Source organism: Streptomyces sp. NBC_00704 (assembly GCF_036226605.1).
In the GTDB taxonomy this organism is placed as follows: domain Bacteria; phylum Actinomycetota; class Actinomycetes; order Streptomycetales; family Streptomycetaceae; genus Streptomyces.
Genome location: NZ_CP109000.1, coordinates 7085454 through 7099983, shown reverse-complemented (window position 1 = coordinate 7099983; position 14530 = coordinate 7085454). Strand labels below are relative to the sequence as shown.

Sequence of the window (14530 nt, the reverse complement as noted above, 5' to 3'; positions counted from 1 at the left end):
CTTTGCGCAGGAAAGAGATGATGCCTGTGTGCCGCCTGTGACGACCGCCGGACGTCGACGCCGGCCTGCCGGTGGCGTGCGGGCGGGACCCGCGGGCCGTCGCGAAAGCCGCCGGCCGAGGAGAGTCGCACGGAGACGGCGCCCGGCCGCACCGCGGGTGACGGAGCGTCGACGACACCGGTGGCGCGGGCCTCGGGGGCAGCCCTTAGGGTGCCTTCCGTGACCGCGTTTACCGATGCAGACGTTCCGGGCCGCTCCGGCCCCACCGCCACCCTCGAGGCCGACCCGCGCGAGGTCGGCCGGGTGCGCACCGAGTACTCCCCCGCGCACGACGGCGACCCGGATCCCGGCGAGATCGTCTGGACCTGGGTGCCCTATGAGGAGAACGACGGCCGGGGCAAGGACCGCCCGGTACTCGTCGTGGCCCGCGAGGCGGCCGGGACCTTCCTCGCCGTGCAGCTCTCCAGCAAGCGCCACGACGGCGACCGCGAGTGGGTGGCGATCGGCAGCGGTCCGTGGGACCGGACCGGCCGGGACTCCTGGGTGGACGTCGACCGGGTCCTGCGACTGCACGAGGACGGCATGCGCCGCGAGGCCTGCGCGCTGGACCGGATGCGGTTCAACCTGGTGCGGCAGCGGCTGCACGAGCGGTACGGCTGGACCTGAGGATCCGTCGGCCGAGCCGTGCGGGGGCGGTCCGGGCCCGCCGGACCCCTGCCGGCCCGCGAGTTGAGGGGGCCCGACAGCGGGCCTAGGGTGGAGACGGAGCAGGAAAGTCCGCCCCCTGGAGGGGCAGCCGCGCGCACCCGGGTCCTGCGCATCCCCCTGTCGCACCCCCGCTTGGAGCAGTCATGCGCACGCTCCGCCGTTCCCCCCGCCCCGCCCTGCGACGCGCCGGCCTGACCGCGGTCGCCGCCGCGGTCGCCGCGACGATCGGGGTCGCACCCCTCGCCGCGGCCGCACCCGCCGCGCCGCTCGCACCGCGGGCCGCACCCGCAGCCCCCACCCGGGCCCCGCAGCAGCCGTTCCTCTTCAGCTACACGTTCAACCACCATTTGCAGATCGGTGGGGGGAACTTCACCGTGGGCGGCCGCGTCTACGTCGCCGTCAAGTTCAACAACGGCAAGGTCTTCTGGGCCAGGAACGTGTACGCCCGGACGCATCCCATCACGCCGGGCGGAGCCGTGTACGTCGAGACCACGGTCGCCTCCCCGTGCGCGCCGGGCACCGCCAACGGCTACGCCCGCGCCTACGACTGGACCACCCAGCAGTGGACGCCCCGGCTGCCGGTGCCGATCTGCGTGCCGATCGACTAGCACGCGACGCCCGACCCGATCGCCGCGGCCGGAGCCGCCTCCAGCCCGCGGTCAGAGCCGCCTCGCGCACGCCGCAGGCGCGGCAGCGGCCTGCCGGGACGACCTCCTGCGTCTCCGGTGCGCCCCCTCGCGCCCCCGCACGGCCGTGCGCCCATGGCGCCACCCCCGTGGACGCCATGAGCGTGCCGCGCGCGCACGCTCGCGCCGCGCCCGTCTCCCCCGTCGTGCTCACGCACGCATCGTGAGCGATCCTGGACATCGCGTGCAACGGGATTTCCCGGTGTCGGGAAGTCCCGGGGCATACGACGGGGACGTGCGGGAAGCAGGTCGGAACCGGCCGCGAGCGGTCGGGGAACGGTCGGCGAACCGCAAGGGAACCGTCGAGGAAACGACAGCCCGTTCGAGATCTGTGGTCCGGAAAGTCACGTTCTGCACCCTTGTGCGGATCGGATCGAGGGTCTTGGGTGGAACGAGCCATACCGGTCCGGCCCGCACCGGGGCCGGACCGGTGGCATGGTGGAATCTCAGGAGGATCCCGACATGTCCGACTCGGTCGGCGACTGTACCGACGCCGCACAGCCCGGCACCGCCCTCACCGAAGCCGAGGTGGAGGCGCTGGTCAAGGGCATCTGCTTCAAGACCGGCCCGCCCCGCGCCGTCGGGGTGGAACTGGAATGGCTCGTCCACGAGCTGCGCTCGCCGCGGCTCCCCGTCTCACCCGAACGGCTCGACGCCGCATACGCCGCACTGCGCACCGTGCCGCTGAGCTCACCGCTCACCGTCGAACCCGGCGGCCAGCTGGAGCTGAGCTCGCTGCCGGCCGCCTCCCTGACGGAGTGCGTGCGCACCGTCTCCGCCGACCTAGCCGCCGTCCGCGCGGTCCTGGACGAGCACGGTCTCGTCCTCGCCGGCAGCGGCACGGATCCCTGGCGGACACCGCGCCGCTTCCTGCGCGAACCCCGCTACGACGCCATGGAGACCTGCCTCGACCGCACCGGTCCGGCCGGTCGCGCCATGATGTGCGCCTCGGCCTCCGTGCAGGTCTGCCTCGACGCCGGCCACGAGGAACCCGGTCCGCTCGGACTCGGGCGGCGCTGGTGGCTGTCCCACACGCTGGGCGCGGTGCTGGTGGCGGCCTTCGCCAACTCCCCGCTGCTCGGCGGCGCGCCCACCGGCTGGCGCTCCACCCGACAGCTGCTGTGGATGGAGATCGGCGCCGGCCGCGCGGGCGGTCCCGTCCTGGACGCGGACCCGCGCACCTCGTGGGCCCGGCACGTGCTGGACTCGCCCGTGATGTGCGTACGGCGCGAGGACGCCCCCTGGGACGTGCCCGAACGCCTCACCTTCCGGGAGTGGACCCGCACGGGCGCCCCCACCCGCGAGGATCTCGACTACCACATCAGCACCCTGTTCCCGCCGGTCAGACCCCGTGGCCACCTGGAACTGCGCATGATCGACGCCCAGCCCGGCGAGGACGGCTGGATCGTCCCCCTGGCGGTGACGACGGCGCTGTTCGAGGACCCGGAGGCCGCCGAGATCGCCTACCGCGCGGTGAAGCCGCTCGCCGAGCGGGCCCGGCCGCTGCCCGCCCCGCACAACCCGCTGTGGACCGCCGCCGCCCGCCACGGGCTGGCCGACCCCGAGCTGCACGAGACCGCCGTCGTCTGCTTCGCCACCGCGCTGCGGGCGCTGCCGCGCATCGGCGCCGACGACGACATCGTGGCGGCCGTCGCCGACTACCTCGACCGCTACGTCCGGCCGGGCCGCACCCCGGCCGACGACCAGCTCGACCGCCTGCGCGGCGCCGACGCCCGCGCGCACGGGAAGGACCCCCGCCCATGACCGAGCCCGCCCTGGACACCGAGCCCGCACCGGGCGGCGAGGCCGCGCCCGGCGCCGGGGCCGCCCCGGACGCGGAGACCCTCCGCACCCGGGTGCTCGCCTCGCTCACCACCGCCCGCGAACGCACCACGCTGCTGACGGACTGCGTCGAGGAGCCCGACCTCACCGCCCAGCACTCCCCCCTGATGTCGCCGCTGGTGTGGGACCTCGCCCACATCGGCAACCAGGAGGAACTGTGGCTGCTGCGCGCGGTGGCCGGCCGCGAGCCGATGCGCCCCGAGATCGACGGCCTCTACGACGCCTTCGAGCACTCCCGCGCCGAACGGCCCACCCTGCCCCTGCTGCCGCCCGCCGAGGCCCGCGCCTACGCGGCGGAGGTACGCGGCCGGGTGCTGGACATCCTGGAGTCGGCCGACTTCCACGGCACCCGCCTGACGGAGGCCGGCTTCGCCTTCGGGATGATCGCGCAGCACGAACAGCAGCACGACGAGACCATGCTGATCACCCATCAGCTCCGCACGGGACCGCCGGCGCTGACCGCCCCCGACCCGGACCCCGCCCCGCTGTCCACCGGCCCGGCCGAAGTCCTCGTGCCGGGCGGCCCGTTCACCATGGGCGCCTCGGACGAGCCCTGGGCGCTGGACAACGAACGGCCCGCCCACCGCCGCGAGGTCGCGCCGTTCCGCATCGACACCGCCCCGGTCACCAACGGCGCCTACCAGGCGTTCATCGAGGACGGCGGCTACGAGCAGGAACGCTGGTGGACGAAGGAGGGCTGGGCGCACATCCGCGGCCACGGCATCCACGCCCCGCTGTTCTGGCGGCGCGACGGCGGACAGTGGCTGCGCCGCCGCTTCGGGACCACCGAGGCCGTGCCGCCCGAGGAGCCGGTGCTGCACGTGTGCTGGTACGAGGCCGACGCCTACGCCCGCTGGGCCGGACGGCGGCTGCCCACCGAGGCCGAGTGGGAGAAGGCGGCCCGCTTCGACCCCGCGACCGGCGGCTCCACGCGCTACCCGTGGGGCGACGCCGATCCCGGGCCCGAGCACGCCAACCTCGGACAGCGCCACCTGCGGCCGGCGCCCGCGGGCAGCTACCCGGCCGGCGAGTCGCCGCTCGGCGTACGGCAGCTGATCGGGGACGTCTGGGAGTGGACGTCCAGCGACTTCCTGCCCTACCCGGGCTTCCGGGCGTTCCCGTACAAGGAGTACTCGGAGGTGTTCTTCGGGCCCGAGTACAAGGTGCTGCGCGGCGGTTCCTTCGCCGTCGACCAGGTGGCCTGCCGGGGCACCTTCCGCAACTGGGACTACCCGATCCGCCGGCAGATCTTCTCCGGGTTCCGCACCGCCCGCTCGGAGGCCGTCTGATGTGCCGCCACCTGGCCTACCTGGGGCCCGAGGAGCCGCTGGGACGACTCCTGACGGAGCCCACACACGCCCTGTACCGCCAGTCGTGGGCGCCCCGGCGGCAACGGTACGGAACGGTCAACGCCGACGGCTTCGGGGTGGGCTGGTACGCCGACGGCGACCCGGAGCCGGCGCGCTACCGCAGGGCCGGGCCCATCTGGGCGGACCTGTCCTTCGCCGACCTGGCGCGCGTGGTGCGCAGCCGGGCGCTGCTGGCCGCCGTACGCGACGCCACCCTGGCCGGCGCCGACGCCGAGGCCGCCGCCGCGCCCTACGCTGCCGACGGCCGGCTGTTCAGCCACAACGGGGCGGTGGCCGGCTGGCCGGGCTCGCTGGAGCCGCTCGCCGGGACGCTGCCCGCCTCGGCGCTGCTGTCGATGGAGGCCCGCAACGACTCGGCGTTCGTGTGGGCGCTGGTGCTGGCCCGGCTGCGCGGCGGCGACACCGAGGGGCAGGCGCTGGCGGACACGGTCCTGGAGGTCGCCGAGGCGGCCCCCGGATCACGCCTGAACCTGCTGCTCACCGACGGCGCCACCATCGCCGCCACCGCCTGGGGCGACACCCTGTGGTACCTGACGGGGCCCGGCCCGCGCACGGTCGTGGCCTCCGAACCGTACGACGACGATCCGCGCTGGCAGGAGGTCCCGGACCGCACCCTGCTCGTGGCGAGCCGCGCCGACGTCCTGCTCACCCCGCTCAAGGACCAGAGCCCGGACGCGGCATCCGCACCACTCGAGGAGACCGGCACGTGAGCCCGTTCCAGATCACCCGCACCCTCCCCGTGGACGCCACGGACGCCGCCCTGCGCGACGACGTCCTGCGCGGCCTCACCGCCACCCCCAAGACGCTGCCGCCCAAGTGGTTCTACGACGCGCACGGCAGCGAACTGTTCGAGCGGATCACCGAACTGCCCGAGTACTACCCGACGCGGGCCGAGCGCGAGATCCTCGTGGACCGCTCCGGCGAGATCGCCGCGGCGGCCCGCGCCCGCACGCTCGTCGAACTCGGCTCGGGCTCCTCGGAGAAGACCCGCCATCTCCTCGACGCCCTCACCGGCCTGGACACCTATGTGCCCGTCGACGTCAGCGAGAGCGCGCTCAGCCAGGCCGGACGGGCGCTGATCGCCGAACGGCCCGGACTGAACGTGCACGCGCTGATCGCCGACTTCACGGCGGGCCTGACGCTGCCCGGCACCCCGGGGCCCCGGCTGCTCGCCTTCCTCGGCGGCACGATCGGCAACCTGCTGCCCGCCGAGCGGGCGGTGTTCCTGGCCTCGGTGCGCGCGATGCTCGCGCCGGGCGACACGCTGCTGCTCGGCACGGACCTCGTCAAGGACGAGCGGATCCTGGTCCCCGCGTACGACGACTCGGCCGGGGTGACCGCCGCGTTCAACAAGAACGTCCTGGCCGTGGTCAACCGCGAACTGGGGGCCGACTTCGACGCCGGGGCCTTCGACCACGTCGCGCTGTGGAATCCGCACGACGAATGGATCGAGATGCGGCTGCGCTCGCGCACGGCGCAGACCGTGAAGGTGCCCGCACTCGATCTGGCCGTCGACTTCGCGGCCGGCGAGGAACTGCGCACCGAGGTGTCGGCGAAGTTCCGGGAGGAGGGAGTACGCGCCGAACTGGACGCGGCGGGGCTGGAGTTGACGCACTGGTGGACCGATCGTGCGGGACGTTTCGCCCTGTCGTCGTCCACCGTGCGATGACCGTGCGATGACCGTGCGGTAGCGGTGCGCGCACCCGCGCACCGCGTGCCGTGCTGCCGTGCTGCCGTGCTGCCGTCAGTAGGTGACCGTCAGCGCCTCGGAGATGCGGTGCGAGGCGCGGCGGGCCTCGGCGGCCGGGTCTGAGCCGGTGAGGACCTTCGTCATGTAGCCCTTGATCGGGTTGTCCGCCTCGACGGCCGCCCATTCGGGTGTGCTGGGGGTCGCGCGCCCCTGGGCGGCCCCCGCCGCCATGGCCGCGACCCCCTCCTCGCCGGCCACGGCCTTCGCCAGTCTCGCCTTGTTCGGCACGTAGTTCATCGTGCGGGCCAGCTCGGTGTCCCACCGGGCGCCGGTCAGCGCGGAGACCACCGCGACGGCGCCCTCGCGCACGTCGGTGTTGCGGGGGACGACGAGGTCGGAGCCGCCGGTGAAGACGGCGCCGGGCCGTCCCGCGGTCCTGCCCGGAACGGGGAAGAAGCCCAACCGGTCGCGCAGGGCGGGGTTCTGCTCCAGCACGGTGCGGGCGAGTCCCGGCACGGCGACGTTCTGCGCGACCTTGCCGCGCGCGAACACCCCTGCCTGGGGCGGGTGTTCCTCGTCGGCCCCGACGGGCCCGCGGCCGAGCGACTGGAGCCGACGGTAGAAGTCCATCCCTCGCAGGGCGGCGGGTGTGTCGAGGGCGCCCTCCCAGCGGCCGCCGGTCTCCGTGGCGAGGTCGCCGCCCTCGTCCCAGACGAACCCGGCCAGCGTGTACCAGTCCTGCCCGGCCAGGTAGATGCCCTGGTCGCCGCCCGTGTTCAGCTTCTCGGTGGCGGCGAGCCACTCGGCGCGGGTGCGGGGCGGGGCGGTGACGCCGGCCCGTTCGAAGAGGTCCGTGCGGTAGATCACCACCCGGTTGGCCGCGTACCAGGGGATGCCGTACTGGTGGAAGCGCTCACGGCCCGGCTCGGCGAGGCCGGGCAGCCAGTCGTCGCGCCCCCACCTGGTGGCGGACTCCAGGGTCAGATCGAGCAGTCCGCGTCCCTCGACGTACTGCGGGACCTGGGTGTTGCCGACCTCGATGACGTCCGGCGAACCGGCGTCGTCCGCCTTCAGCGCGGCCTGCACCTTGTCGCCGATGCCGGTCCATTCCTGGATGCGGATCCGGAGTTCGAGATCCGGATGGTCGTGCTCGAAGTCCTCGGTGAACCGGTCCAGGAACTCCGGTGAGGCGCTGTCCTTCATCAGCCACACGGTGACCGTGCTGCGTTCGGCGCCCCCGGTCCCGGGCAGCGCCCCGCAGCCGGTCAGCAGGAAGGCGGACACGCACAGCAGGGCGAGCAGGCGACGACGTCTCACGGGGGTCCTGTTCTGTCTGACGGACAGGGCGAGGGGCCCGGCGTGGGGGACGAGCGCGGGACTCGTGCGGGTGCCCAGGATTTTGGTATGGACCAATGCGAGGGGTCAAGAGGGGACCGCGAGGATCGGGCCCGCGCGTCCGACGTCTCGCGCAGCGCCGCAGCTTGGGGCACGGTGGAGTGACGCGTGACACATGTGACGACGCCGATGTGACGCCGTCCCGGCCGAGAGGAGCACCCTGATGTCGAACCACACCTACCGGGTCACGGAGATCGTCGGCACCTCGCCCGACGGCGTCGACGCGGCCGTCCGCAACGGCCTCGCCCGCGCCTCGCGGACCCTGCGCAACCTGGACTGGTTCGAGGTCACCCAGGTGCGCGGCCAGCTCGAGAACGGCGACATCGCGCACTGGCAGGTGGGCCTGAAGGTGGGCTTCCGTCTCGACGAGTCGGACTGACCGGACGACGGACCGGGCCTCAGGTGCGGCCCTCGCCCTCCTGGGCCTGCCGCAGCGCGCCCGACGGGGCGGTCCAGCGGGCTCTGACGACGGCGAACCCGGCGCGTTCCGCGTCGTCGCACACCAGCTCGTCGTCGTCCACGAGGACCTGGACGTCCCGGTCGCGGGCGAGCCTGCGCAGGACCTCCAGCTTGGTGCGGCGCGCGGGCCTGCGGTCGTCGTTGCGCCGCATGTGCAGGCGCCCGTCCGGGAGCCCCTGCGCGGCGAGCCACTCCACGGTGTCCCGGCGGCAGCGCTCGGGCCGGCCGGTGAGGTAGACGACCTCGCACTCCCGCGCGCTCGCGAGGGCCAGCGCGACGCCCTCCGGGATCGGCGGGTCCTGCGGCGCGGCCGCGAAGAACGCGTCCCAGTCGCGCGGCCTGCGCTCCAGGAACCGCTGCCGGTGGGCCGTGTCGGCCAGGGTGTTGTCCAGGTCGAACACGGCGAGGGGCCGTCCGCTGCTCTCGGTCACGGCCCCACCCTAAGCAGACGGCGGCGCCCGCCGTGCCGTTCGCCCGCGGCCGTGCCCGCGCCGTGGTCAGGAATCCTCCCGGCCCGCGGGCGTTGAACAGGGTATGCGTTCCGCGATCGCCTCCGCCCGCTTCTCCGTCCTCGACCGCTCGCGCGTCCGCGAGGGCCACGCCGGCGCCGAGGCGCTGCGGGACACCGTGGCGCTGGCGAGGGAGGCCGAGCGCCTCGGCTACCACCGGTTCTGGGTCTCCGAGCACCACGGCGTGCCCGGGGTGGCGGGTTCGGCGCCCACCGTGCTCGCCGCCGCCGTGGCCGGGGCGACGCGCACGATCCGGGTGGGCACCGGCGGGGTGATGCTGCCCAACCACCGGCCGCTGGTCGTGGCCGAGCAGTTCGGCGTCCTGGAGTCGCTGTTCCCCGGCCGCGTCGACATGGGCCTCGGCCGCTCGGTGGGCTTCACCGACGGGGTGCGCCGGGCGCTCGGCCACGACAAGGGCGACGCCGACGACTTCGCCGCCCAGCTGGAGGAACTCCTCGGCTGGTTCCGGGGCCCCTCCCCCGCCGGGGTGCACGCGTACCCGGCGCGGGGGCTGAGCGTGCCGCCGTTCGTGCTGGCGATGGGCGAGGGAGCGGACATCGCCGCGCGAGCGGGGCTGCCGATGGTCATCGGCGACCTGCGCGACCGGGAGCGGATGCGGCGCGGCGTCGACCGCTACCGGGCCCGCTTCCGGCCCTCGGCTTGGGCGGCGGAACCGTACGTGGTCGTCTCCGGGACGATCGCCGTGGCGCCCACGCCCGAGGCGGCGCACCGGCTGCTGGTGCCGGAGGCCTGGTCGATGGCGTACTCGCGCACCCACGGCGTCTTCCCGCCGCTGCCGCCCGCCGAGCAGGCCGCGACCCGGACGATGACCGCGAAGGAACGCGGCTTCTACGAGTCCGGATTCGCCGGGCAGCTCGCGGGCACCGAGGAGCAGGTCGCCCGCGAGCTGGAGACGGTGCTGAAGGAGACCGGGGCGCAGGAGGTCCTCGTCACGACCAGCACCTACGACCGTGCGGCTCTGGTGGACTCCTACCGGCGGCTCGCCGCGATCGTGGACGCGGCCCGCTCCGACGCCCCGACCGCCACCGCCGGCTCCGCGGCCGGACCCACTCCCCCCACCGACACCGACATGGACGGGGGCGCGGGCGCGTGCGCCTGACCTCCGGTCGGCGGGCGCCGGGTTCGGTCATGGGCTGTGGCAGGGCGAACGTGGAGCGCGTCGGCGCACTATCTGGCCCGGTCGCCGGCTCCCCGGCGGCCCTGAGCGCGCTGCTCGCGCCAGGACCGGTAGTGGTCGACGAGGGTCTCCTCGACCGGACGGTAGACCAGGCCCAGTTCCTCGACGCTCCTGCGGTTGTCGACCGGGAAGCGGATGCCCAGGTGGTTGCGGATGTAGGTCTGGGAGAGGCCGAAGGCGGGGCCGAGGAGGCGCACGGGCCAGTGCGGAAGGGCGGTGCGCGGCAGACGCCGGTCGCGCGGGTGGTGCCTGCGCAGGATCGCCGCCATGTCGTGGAAGGAGGTCATCTCCGGCGCGGCGACGATGTAGCGGCCGTGTGCCTCGGGCCGTTCCGCCGCCGCGATGTGGGCATCCGCGACGTCGCGCACGTCGGCCGTGGTGAAGCTGAAGTCGGGTGCGCCGTAGAAGAAGTAGCCCTTGAACAGCTCGTCGAGCAGGAACAGGCTGCCCGAGTCCGAGGCGGGGGTGAGGGAGGGGCCGAGGATCAGTCCGGGGTTGACGGCGACCATGCGCCAGCGGTCCTGGGCCGCCTCGGCCTCCCAGGCCGCCTTCTCGGCGACCGTCTTGGCGTAGTGGTAGGGGTTGTTCCCCACCGTGCTGGTGGTGTTGAAGTACCGCTCGGACAGGACCTGTCCGTCCATCTCGCGGACGTCGGCGTAGTCGCCGAAGATGGCGCCGACGGTGGAGGTGAGGACGAGGCGCTCGACCGTCGGGGTGCGGTTCACGGCGGCCACCACGTTCCGGGTCCCGCGCAGGGCCGGTTCCACGACGTCGCGCCGGCCGTCCTTGATCTTCTCCGGCATCAGGAACGGCGACGCCACGTGGAAGACCACCGTGCAGCCCTTCGCCGCCTCGTCGAAGGAGCCGTCCGCCAGCAGGTCGGCCTCGTACAGGCCGAGGCGGCCGGGGTGGGCGTCCTGGAGGGCGCGCAGCGGACGGAGTTTGGCCGGGTTCGCCGTGGAGCGGACGGTGGTGTGCACGCGGTAGCCGCGTATCAGGAGTCGCCGGACGAGATGGGCGGCCACGAAGCCGCTGCCTCCCGTCACGAGGACCGTCCGGCCGGCCGGGCTTGCGTTCACGGGCGCTCCCCTCGGAGTTCGGAAGCGTCATGATCCCACCCGGTGCGGCCGGCTCCCCCCTTGTTCGCGTATGCCAGACGGGACCGGGGATGAGCACCACTCCCGGTCCCGCCCGTCCGCGCTGTTCGGCGAACGTTCTTCTCGGCCGCCCTACCGCTTGGCCGCCTTGCGTGTGGCGCGCAGCCACTCCCGGTTCATGCCGGTGATGGACGTCAGCGGGATGCCCTTGGGGCAGGCCGTCGCGCACTCGCCGGCGAGGGTGCAGCCGCCGAATCCCTCCTCGTCCATCTGCGCGACCATGTCCAGGACCCGGGTCTCCCGTTCGGGCGCGCCCTGCGGCAGCACGTTGAGGTGGTTGATCTTGGCGGAGGTGAACAGCATCGCCGCGCCGTTGGGGCAGGCGGCGACGCAGGCTCCGCATCCGATGCACTCGGCGTGCTCGAAGGCGAGGTCGGCGTCGGGCTTGGGCACGGGGGTGGCGTGCGCCTCGGGGGCGGCGCCGGTGGGGGCGGTGATGTAGCCGCCGGCCTGGATGATGCGGTCGAACGCCGACCGGTCGACCACCAGGTCCTTGACGACCGGGAAGGCGGCGGCCCGCCACGGTTCGACGTCGACGGTGTCGCCGTCGCGGAAGGACCGCATGTGCAGTTGGCAGGTGGTGGTGCGTTCGGGGCCGTGCGCGTCGCCGTTGATGACGAGCGAGCACGCGCCGCAGATGCCCTCGCGGCAGTCGTGGTCGAAGGCCACCGGGTCCTCGCCGCGCAGGATGAGGTCCTCGTTGAGGGTGTCGAGCATCTCCAGGAAGGACATGTCGGGCGAGATGCCGTCCACCTCGTAGGTGGACATGGCGCCGTCGGCGTCGGCGGCGCGCTGCCGCCACACGCGCAGGGTGAGCTTCATGCGTAGCTCCGCTGGGAGGGATGGACGTACTCGAACACCAGGTCTTCCCGGTGCAGGACGGGCGGCTCGCCGGTGCCGGTGAACTCCCAGGCGGCCGCGTAGGCGAAGGCGTCGTCGCGGCGGGCCGCCTCGCCGTCCGGGGTCTGGGACTCCTCGCGGAAGTGGCCGCCGCAGGACTCGGCGCGGTGCAGTGCGTCGAGGCACATCAGCTCGGCGAGTTCGAGGTGGTCGACGATGCGGTTGGCCTTCTCCAGGGACTGGTTGAACTCCTCGCCCGTACCGGGCACCTTGACGCGCCGCCAGAACTCCTCGCGGATCTGCGGGATGCGCCGCAGTGCCTTGCGCAGCCCGGCGTCCGTGCGGGCCATACCGCAGAACTCCCACATCACTTCGCCCAGTTCGCGGTGGAAGGAGTCGGGGGTGCGGTCGCCGTCGACGGACAGGAGCAGGTGCAGCCGGTCCTGGGTGTCGGCCAGCGCCTCCTGGACGACGGGATGCCCGGCACTCACCTCGCCCTGGTCGGGGTTGCGGGCGAGGTAGTCGTTGACGGTGGCCGGCAGCACGAAGTAGCCGTCGGCCAGGCCCTGCATCAGGGCGCTCGCCCCGAGCCGGTTGGCGCCGTGGTCGGAGAAGTTGGCCTCGCCGATCGCGAACAGGCCGGGGACGGTCGTCTGGAGGTCGTAGTCGACCCACAGCCCGCCCATCGTGTAGTGCACGGCCGGGTAGATCCGCATCGGGACCTGGTACGGATCCTCGTCGGTGATCCGCTGGTACATGTCGAAGAGGTTGCCGTATCTGGCTTCGACGGCCTCGCGTCCCATCCGCTCGACGGCGTCGGCGAAGTCGAGGTAGACGCCCTGTCCGCCCGGGCCGACCCCGCGTCCCTCGTCGCAGACGTTCTTCGCGGCGCGGGAGGCGATGTCGCGGGGGACGAGGTTGCCGAACGAGGGGTAGATCCGCTCCAGGTAGTAGTCGCGCTCGTCCTCGGGGATGTCGTTCGGCGGCCGGCCGTCGCCCTTGGTCTTCGGCACCCAGATCCGGCCGTCGTTGCGCAGCGACTCGCTCATCAGCGTCAGCTTGGACTGGTGGTCGCCGGTGCGCGGGATGCAGGTGGGGTGGATCTGGGTGAAGCAGGGGTTGGCGAAGTGCGCGCCGCGCCGGTGCGCCCGCCAGATCGCGGTGGCGTTGGAGTTCATCGCGTTCGTCGACAGGTGGAAGACGTTGCCGTAGCCGCCGGTGGCGAGGACGACGGCGTCCGCGAAGTAGGTGTCGATCCTCCCCGTGATCAGGTCGCGGGCCACGATCCCGCGCGCCCGCCCGTCGACGACGATCAGGTCGAGCATCTCGGTCCGCGGGTGCATCTCCACGGTGCCGGCGGCGATCTGCCTGCTGAGGGCCTGGTAGGCGCCGAGCAGCAGTTGCTGGCCTGTCTGGCCGCGGGCGTAGAAGGTCCGTGAGACCTGTACGCCGCCGAAGGAGCGGGTGTCGAGCAGCCCGCCGTACTCGCGGGCGAACGGCACGCCCTGGGCGACGCACTGGTCGATGATCTCGACGGAGATCTGCGCGAGGCGGTGCACGTTCGACTCCCGGGCCCGGAAGTCGCCGCCCTTGACGGTGTCGTAGAACAGGCGGTGGACGGAGTCGCCGTCGTTGCGGTAGTTCTTGGCCGCGTTGATGCCGCCCTGCGCGGCGATGGAGTGGGCGCGGCGCGGGGAGTCCTGGTAGCAGAACTGGACGACGTGGTAGCCCTGTTCGGCGAGCGTGGCGCCCGCGGATCCGCCGGCCAGCCCGGTGCCCACCACGATCACCGTGTGCTTGCGCCGGTTGGCGGGGTTGACCAGTTTCGCCTCGAAGCGGCGCCGGTCCCAGCGTTCGGCGATCGGCCCGTCGGGCGCCTTGGTGTCGGCGAGGGGTTCGCCGGTGGTGTAGTCGGTGAAGTCGGTCATTCAGCTCACCACTCCGGTCATGACGCCCACGGGGACGGCGACGAAGCCGGCCGTGAGCAGTAGGGCGAGGACGTCGGCCGTGGCCTTCAGGGCGCGGTCGCGGGTGCGGCTGCCGGCGCCGAGGGTCTGGGCGGCGCTCCAGAAGCCGTGCCGGACGTGCAGGCCGAGGGCGAGCATCGCCACGATGTAGACGACGTCGCCGTACCAGGTGGAGAAGGTGTCCACGACGTTCTGGTAGGGGTGGCCCTCCTGGAAGCCGCCGCTGTGCACGGTGCCGGTCGTCAGGTCGAGGAGGTGCCAGACGATGAACAGGCCGAGGATGACGCCGCCCCAGCGCATGGTGCGCGTGGCGTAGCTCGTGCGGGCCTTGCGGTGCACGTACCTGTCGGGGCGGGCCCTGAGGTCGCGGCGGCTGAGCTGGTAGGCGCAGACGGCGTGCGCGACGACCGCGGCGACCAGCACGACCCGGATCAGCCAGAGCGTCCACTCGTCGTGCATGAACGGCTCGCCCACGGTGCGCAGCCAGTGCGCGTAGTGGTTGAACTCGCCCGGCCCGAAGAAGATCTTCAGGTTGCCGATCATGTGGACGACGAGGTACAGCAGCATGATCAGGCCGCTGACGGCCATCACGGTCTTCTTGCCGACGGTGGAGTTCCACACGGTGCGCGCCATGGACGAGCGTCGGTCCGTCCGCGTTGCCAGAGCCATGCCCTTGACGCTAGGGCCGCCGGCCCTCATCGGTCCAAGA

General features: G+C 73.2%; 14 protein-coding genes. 8 read left to right on the top strand and 6 right to left on the bottom strand.

Going from position 1 to position 14530, the window contains the following annotated elements:
* The first annotated feature begins 219 nt into the window (after window positions 1-219).
* The 6 genes from OG802_RS30805 to egtD all read left to right on the top strand — a co-directional run bounded on the left by OG802_RS30805 (window position 220) and on the right by egtD (window position 6275).
* A complete protein-coding gene (locus OG802_RS30805) occupies window positions 220-666 on the top strand; it encodes a type II toxin-antitoxin system PemK/MazF family toxin (RefSeq protein WP_329415800.1) in 447 nt (148 codons plus the stop codon).
* A 185-nt stretch (window positions 667-851) separates the two neighbouring features.
* Entirely contained in the window at window positions 852-1316 is a 465-nt protein-coding gene (locus tag OG802_RS30800; RefSeq protein ID WP_329415798.1) for a hypothetical protein, read from the top strand.
* 540 nt (window positions 1317-1856) lie between these two features.
* On the top strand, window positions 1857-3158 hold the full coding sequence (gene egtA, locus OG802_RS30795) for an ergothioneine biosynthesis glutamate--cysteine ligase EgtA (protein ID WP_329415796.1): 1302 nt from the start codon (window positions 1857-1859) through the stop codon (window positions 3156-3158).
* Window positions 3155-4525, top strand: coding sequence for an ergothioneine biosynthesis protein EgtB (gene egtB, locus OG802_RS30790; protein WP_329415795.1), 1371 nt, complete (start codon window positions 3155-3157; stop codon window positions 4523-4525). The genes egtA and egtB overlap by 4 nt, the downstream gene beginning before the upstream one ends.
* Entirely contained in the window at window positions 4525-5316 is a 792-nt protein-coding gene (gene egtC, locus OG802_RS30785; protein WP_329415787.1) for an ergothioneine biosynthesis protein EgtC, read from the top strand. Before egtB ends, egtC begins: the two co-directional genes overlap by 1 nt.
* Entirely contained in the window at window positions 5313-6275 is a 963-nt protein-coding gene (gene egtD / locus OG802_RS30780; RefSeq protein WP_329415784.1) for an L-histidine N(alpha)-methyltransferase, read from the top strand. Before egtC ends, egtD begins: the two co-directional genes overlap by 4 nt.
* A 75-nt stretch (window positions 6276-6350) precedes the next feature.
* On the opposite strand, the gene OG802_RS30775 is transcribed toward egtD, so the two are convergent.
* The gene (locus OG802_RS30775) at window positions 6351-7613 is read right to left on the bottom strand and encodes an extracellular solute-binding protein (protein WP_329415782.1); all 1263 of its coding nucleotides are present in this window, start codon (window positions 7611-7613) and stop codon (window positions 6351-6353) included.
* Window positions 7614-7854: 241 nt separating this feature from the next.
* Between OG802_RS30775 and OG802_RS30770 the strand changes: the two genes are divergently transcribed.
* Entirely contained in the window at window positions 7855-8070 is a 216-nt protein-coding gene (locus OG802_RS30770) for a dodecin (RefSeq protein WP_329415779.1), read from the top strand.
* A gap of 19 nt (window positions 8071-8089) precedes the next feature.
* On the opposite strand, the gene OG802_RS30765 is transcribed toward OG802_RS30770, so the two are convergent.
* Complete coding sequence (locus OG802_RS30765; RefSeq protein WP_329415776.1) at window positions 8090-8581, bottom strand: phosphatase domain-containing protein; 492 nt, start codon at window positions 8579-8581, stop codon at window positions 8090-8092.
* Window positions 8582-8684: 103 nt separating this feature from the next.
* On the opposite strand from OG802_RS30765, the gene OG802_RS30760 reads away from it, so the two are divergent.
* Window positions 8685-9779: an LLM class flavin-dependent oxidoreductase gene (locus tag OG802_RS30760; RefSeq protein ID WP_329415774.1), complete on the top strand. Its 1095-nt coding sequence runs from the start codon at window positions 8685-8687 to the stop codon at window positions 9777-9779.
* A 68-nt stretch (window positions 9780-9847) separates the two neighbouring features.
* Here OG802_RS30760 and OG802_RS30755 read toward each other — a convergent pair whose 3' ends face one another.
* From OG802_RS30755 to OG802_RS30740, 4 genes are all read right to left on the bottom strand, one after another.
* Window positions 9848-10936, bottom strand: coding sequence for an NAD-dependent epimerase/dehydratase family protein (locus tag OG802_RS30755; RefSeq protein ID WP_329415772.1), 1089 nt, complete (start codon window positions 10934-10936; stop codon window positions 9848-9850).
* A gap of 150 nt (window positions 10937-11086) precedes the next feature.
* Window positions 11087-11836 carry a succinate dehydrogenase/fumarate reductase iron-sulfur subunit gene (locus tag OG802_RS30750; protein WP_329415770.1) on the bottom strand — a complete coding sequence of 250 codons (750 nt, stop codon included), beginning with the start codon at window positions 11834-11836 and terminating at the stop codon, window positions 11087-11089.
* Window positions 11833-13782: a fumarate reductase/succinate dehydrogenase flavoprotein subunit gene (locus OG802_RS30745; protein WP_329415768.1), complete on the bottom strand. Its 1950-nt coding sequence runs from the start codon at window positions 13780-13782 to the stop codon at window positions 11833-11835. The genes OG802_RS30750 and OG802_RS30745 overlap by 4 nt, the downstream gene beginning before the upstream one ends.
* A complete protein-coding gene (locus tag OG802_RS30740) occupies window positions 13783-14454 on the bottom strand; it encodes a succinate dehydrogenase (RefSeq protein WP_329417544.1) in 672 nt (223 codons plus the stop codon).
* Between the last annotated feature and the right edge of the window lie 76 nt (window positions 14455-14530).

Coding starts and splice junctions, on each gene's coding strand:
- OG802_RS30750 (WP_329415770.1), bottom strand. CDS start 11,836: ATGAAGCTCACCCTGCGCGTGTGGCGGCAGCGCGCCGCCGACGCCGAC.
- OG802_RS30770 (WP_329415779.1), top strand. CDS start 7,855: ATGTCGAACCACACCTACCGGGTCACGGAGATCGTCGGCACCTCGCCC.
- OG802_RS30760 (WP_329415774.1), top strand. CDS start 8,685: ATGCGTTCCGCGATCGCCTCCGCCCGCTTCTCCGTCCTCGACCGCTCG.
- OG802_RS30745 (WP_329415768.1), bottom strand. CDS start 13,782: ATGACCGACTTCACCGACTACACCACCGGCGAACCCCTCGCCGACACC.
- egtA (WP_329415796.1), top strand. CDS start 1,857: ATGTCCGACTCGGTCGGCGACTGTACCGACGCCGCACAGCCCGGCACC.
- OG802_RS30800 (WP_329415798.1), top strand. CDS start 852: ATGCGCACGCTCCGCCGTTCCCCCCGCCCCGCCCTGCGACGCGCCGGC.
- egtC (WP_329415787.1), top strand. CDS start 4,525: ATGTGCCGCCACCTGGCCTACCTGGGGCCCGAGGAGCCGCTGGGACGA.
- egtB (WP_329415795.1), top strand. CDS start 3,155: ATGACCGAGCCCGCCCTGGACACCGAGCCCGCACCGGGCGGCGAGGCC.
- OG802_RS30740 (WP_329417544.1), bottom strand. CDS start 14,454: ATGGCGCGCACCGTGTGGAACTCCACCGTCGGCAAGAAGACCGTGATG.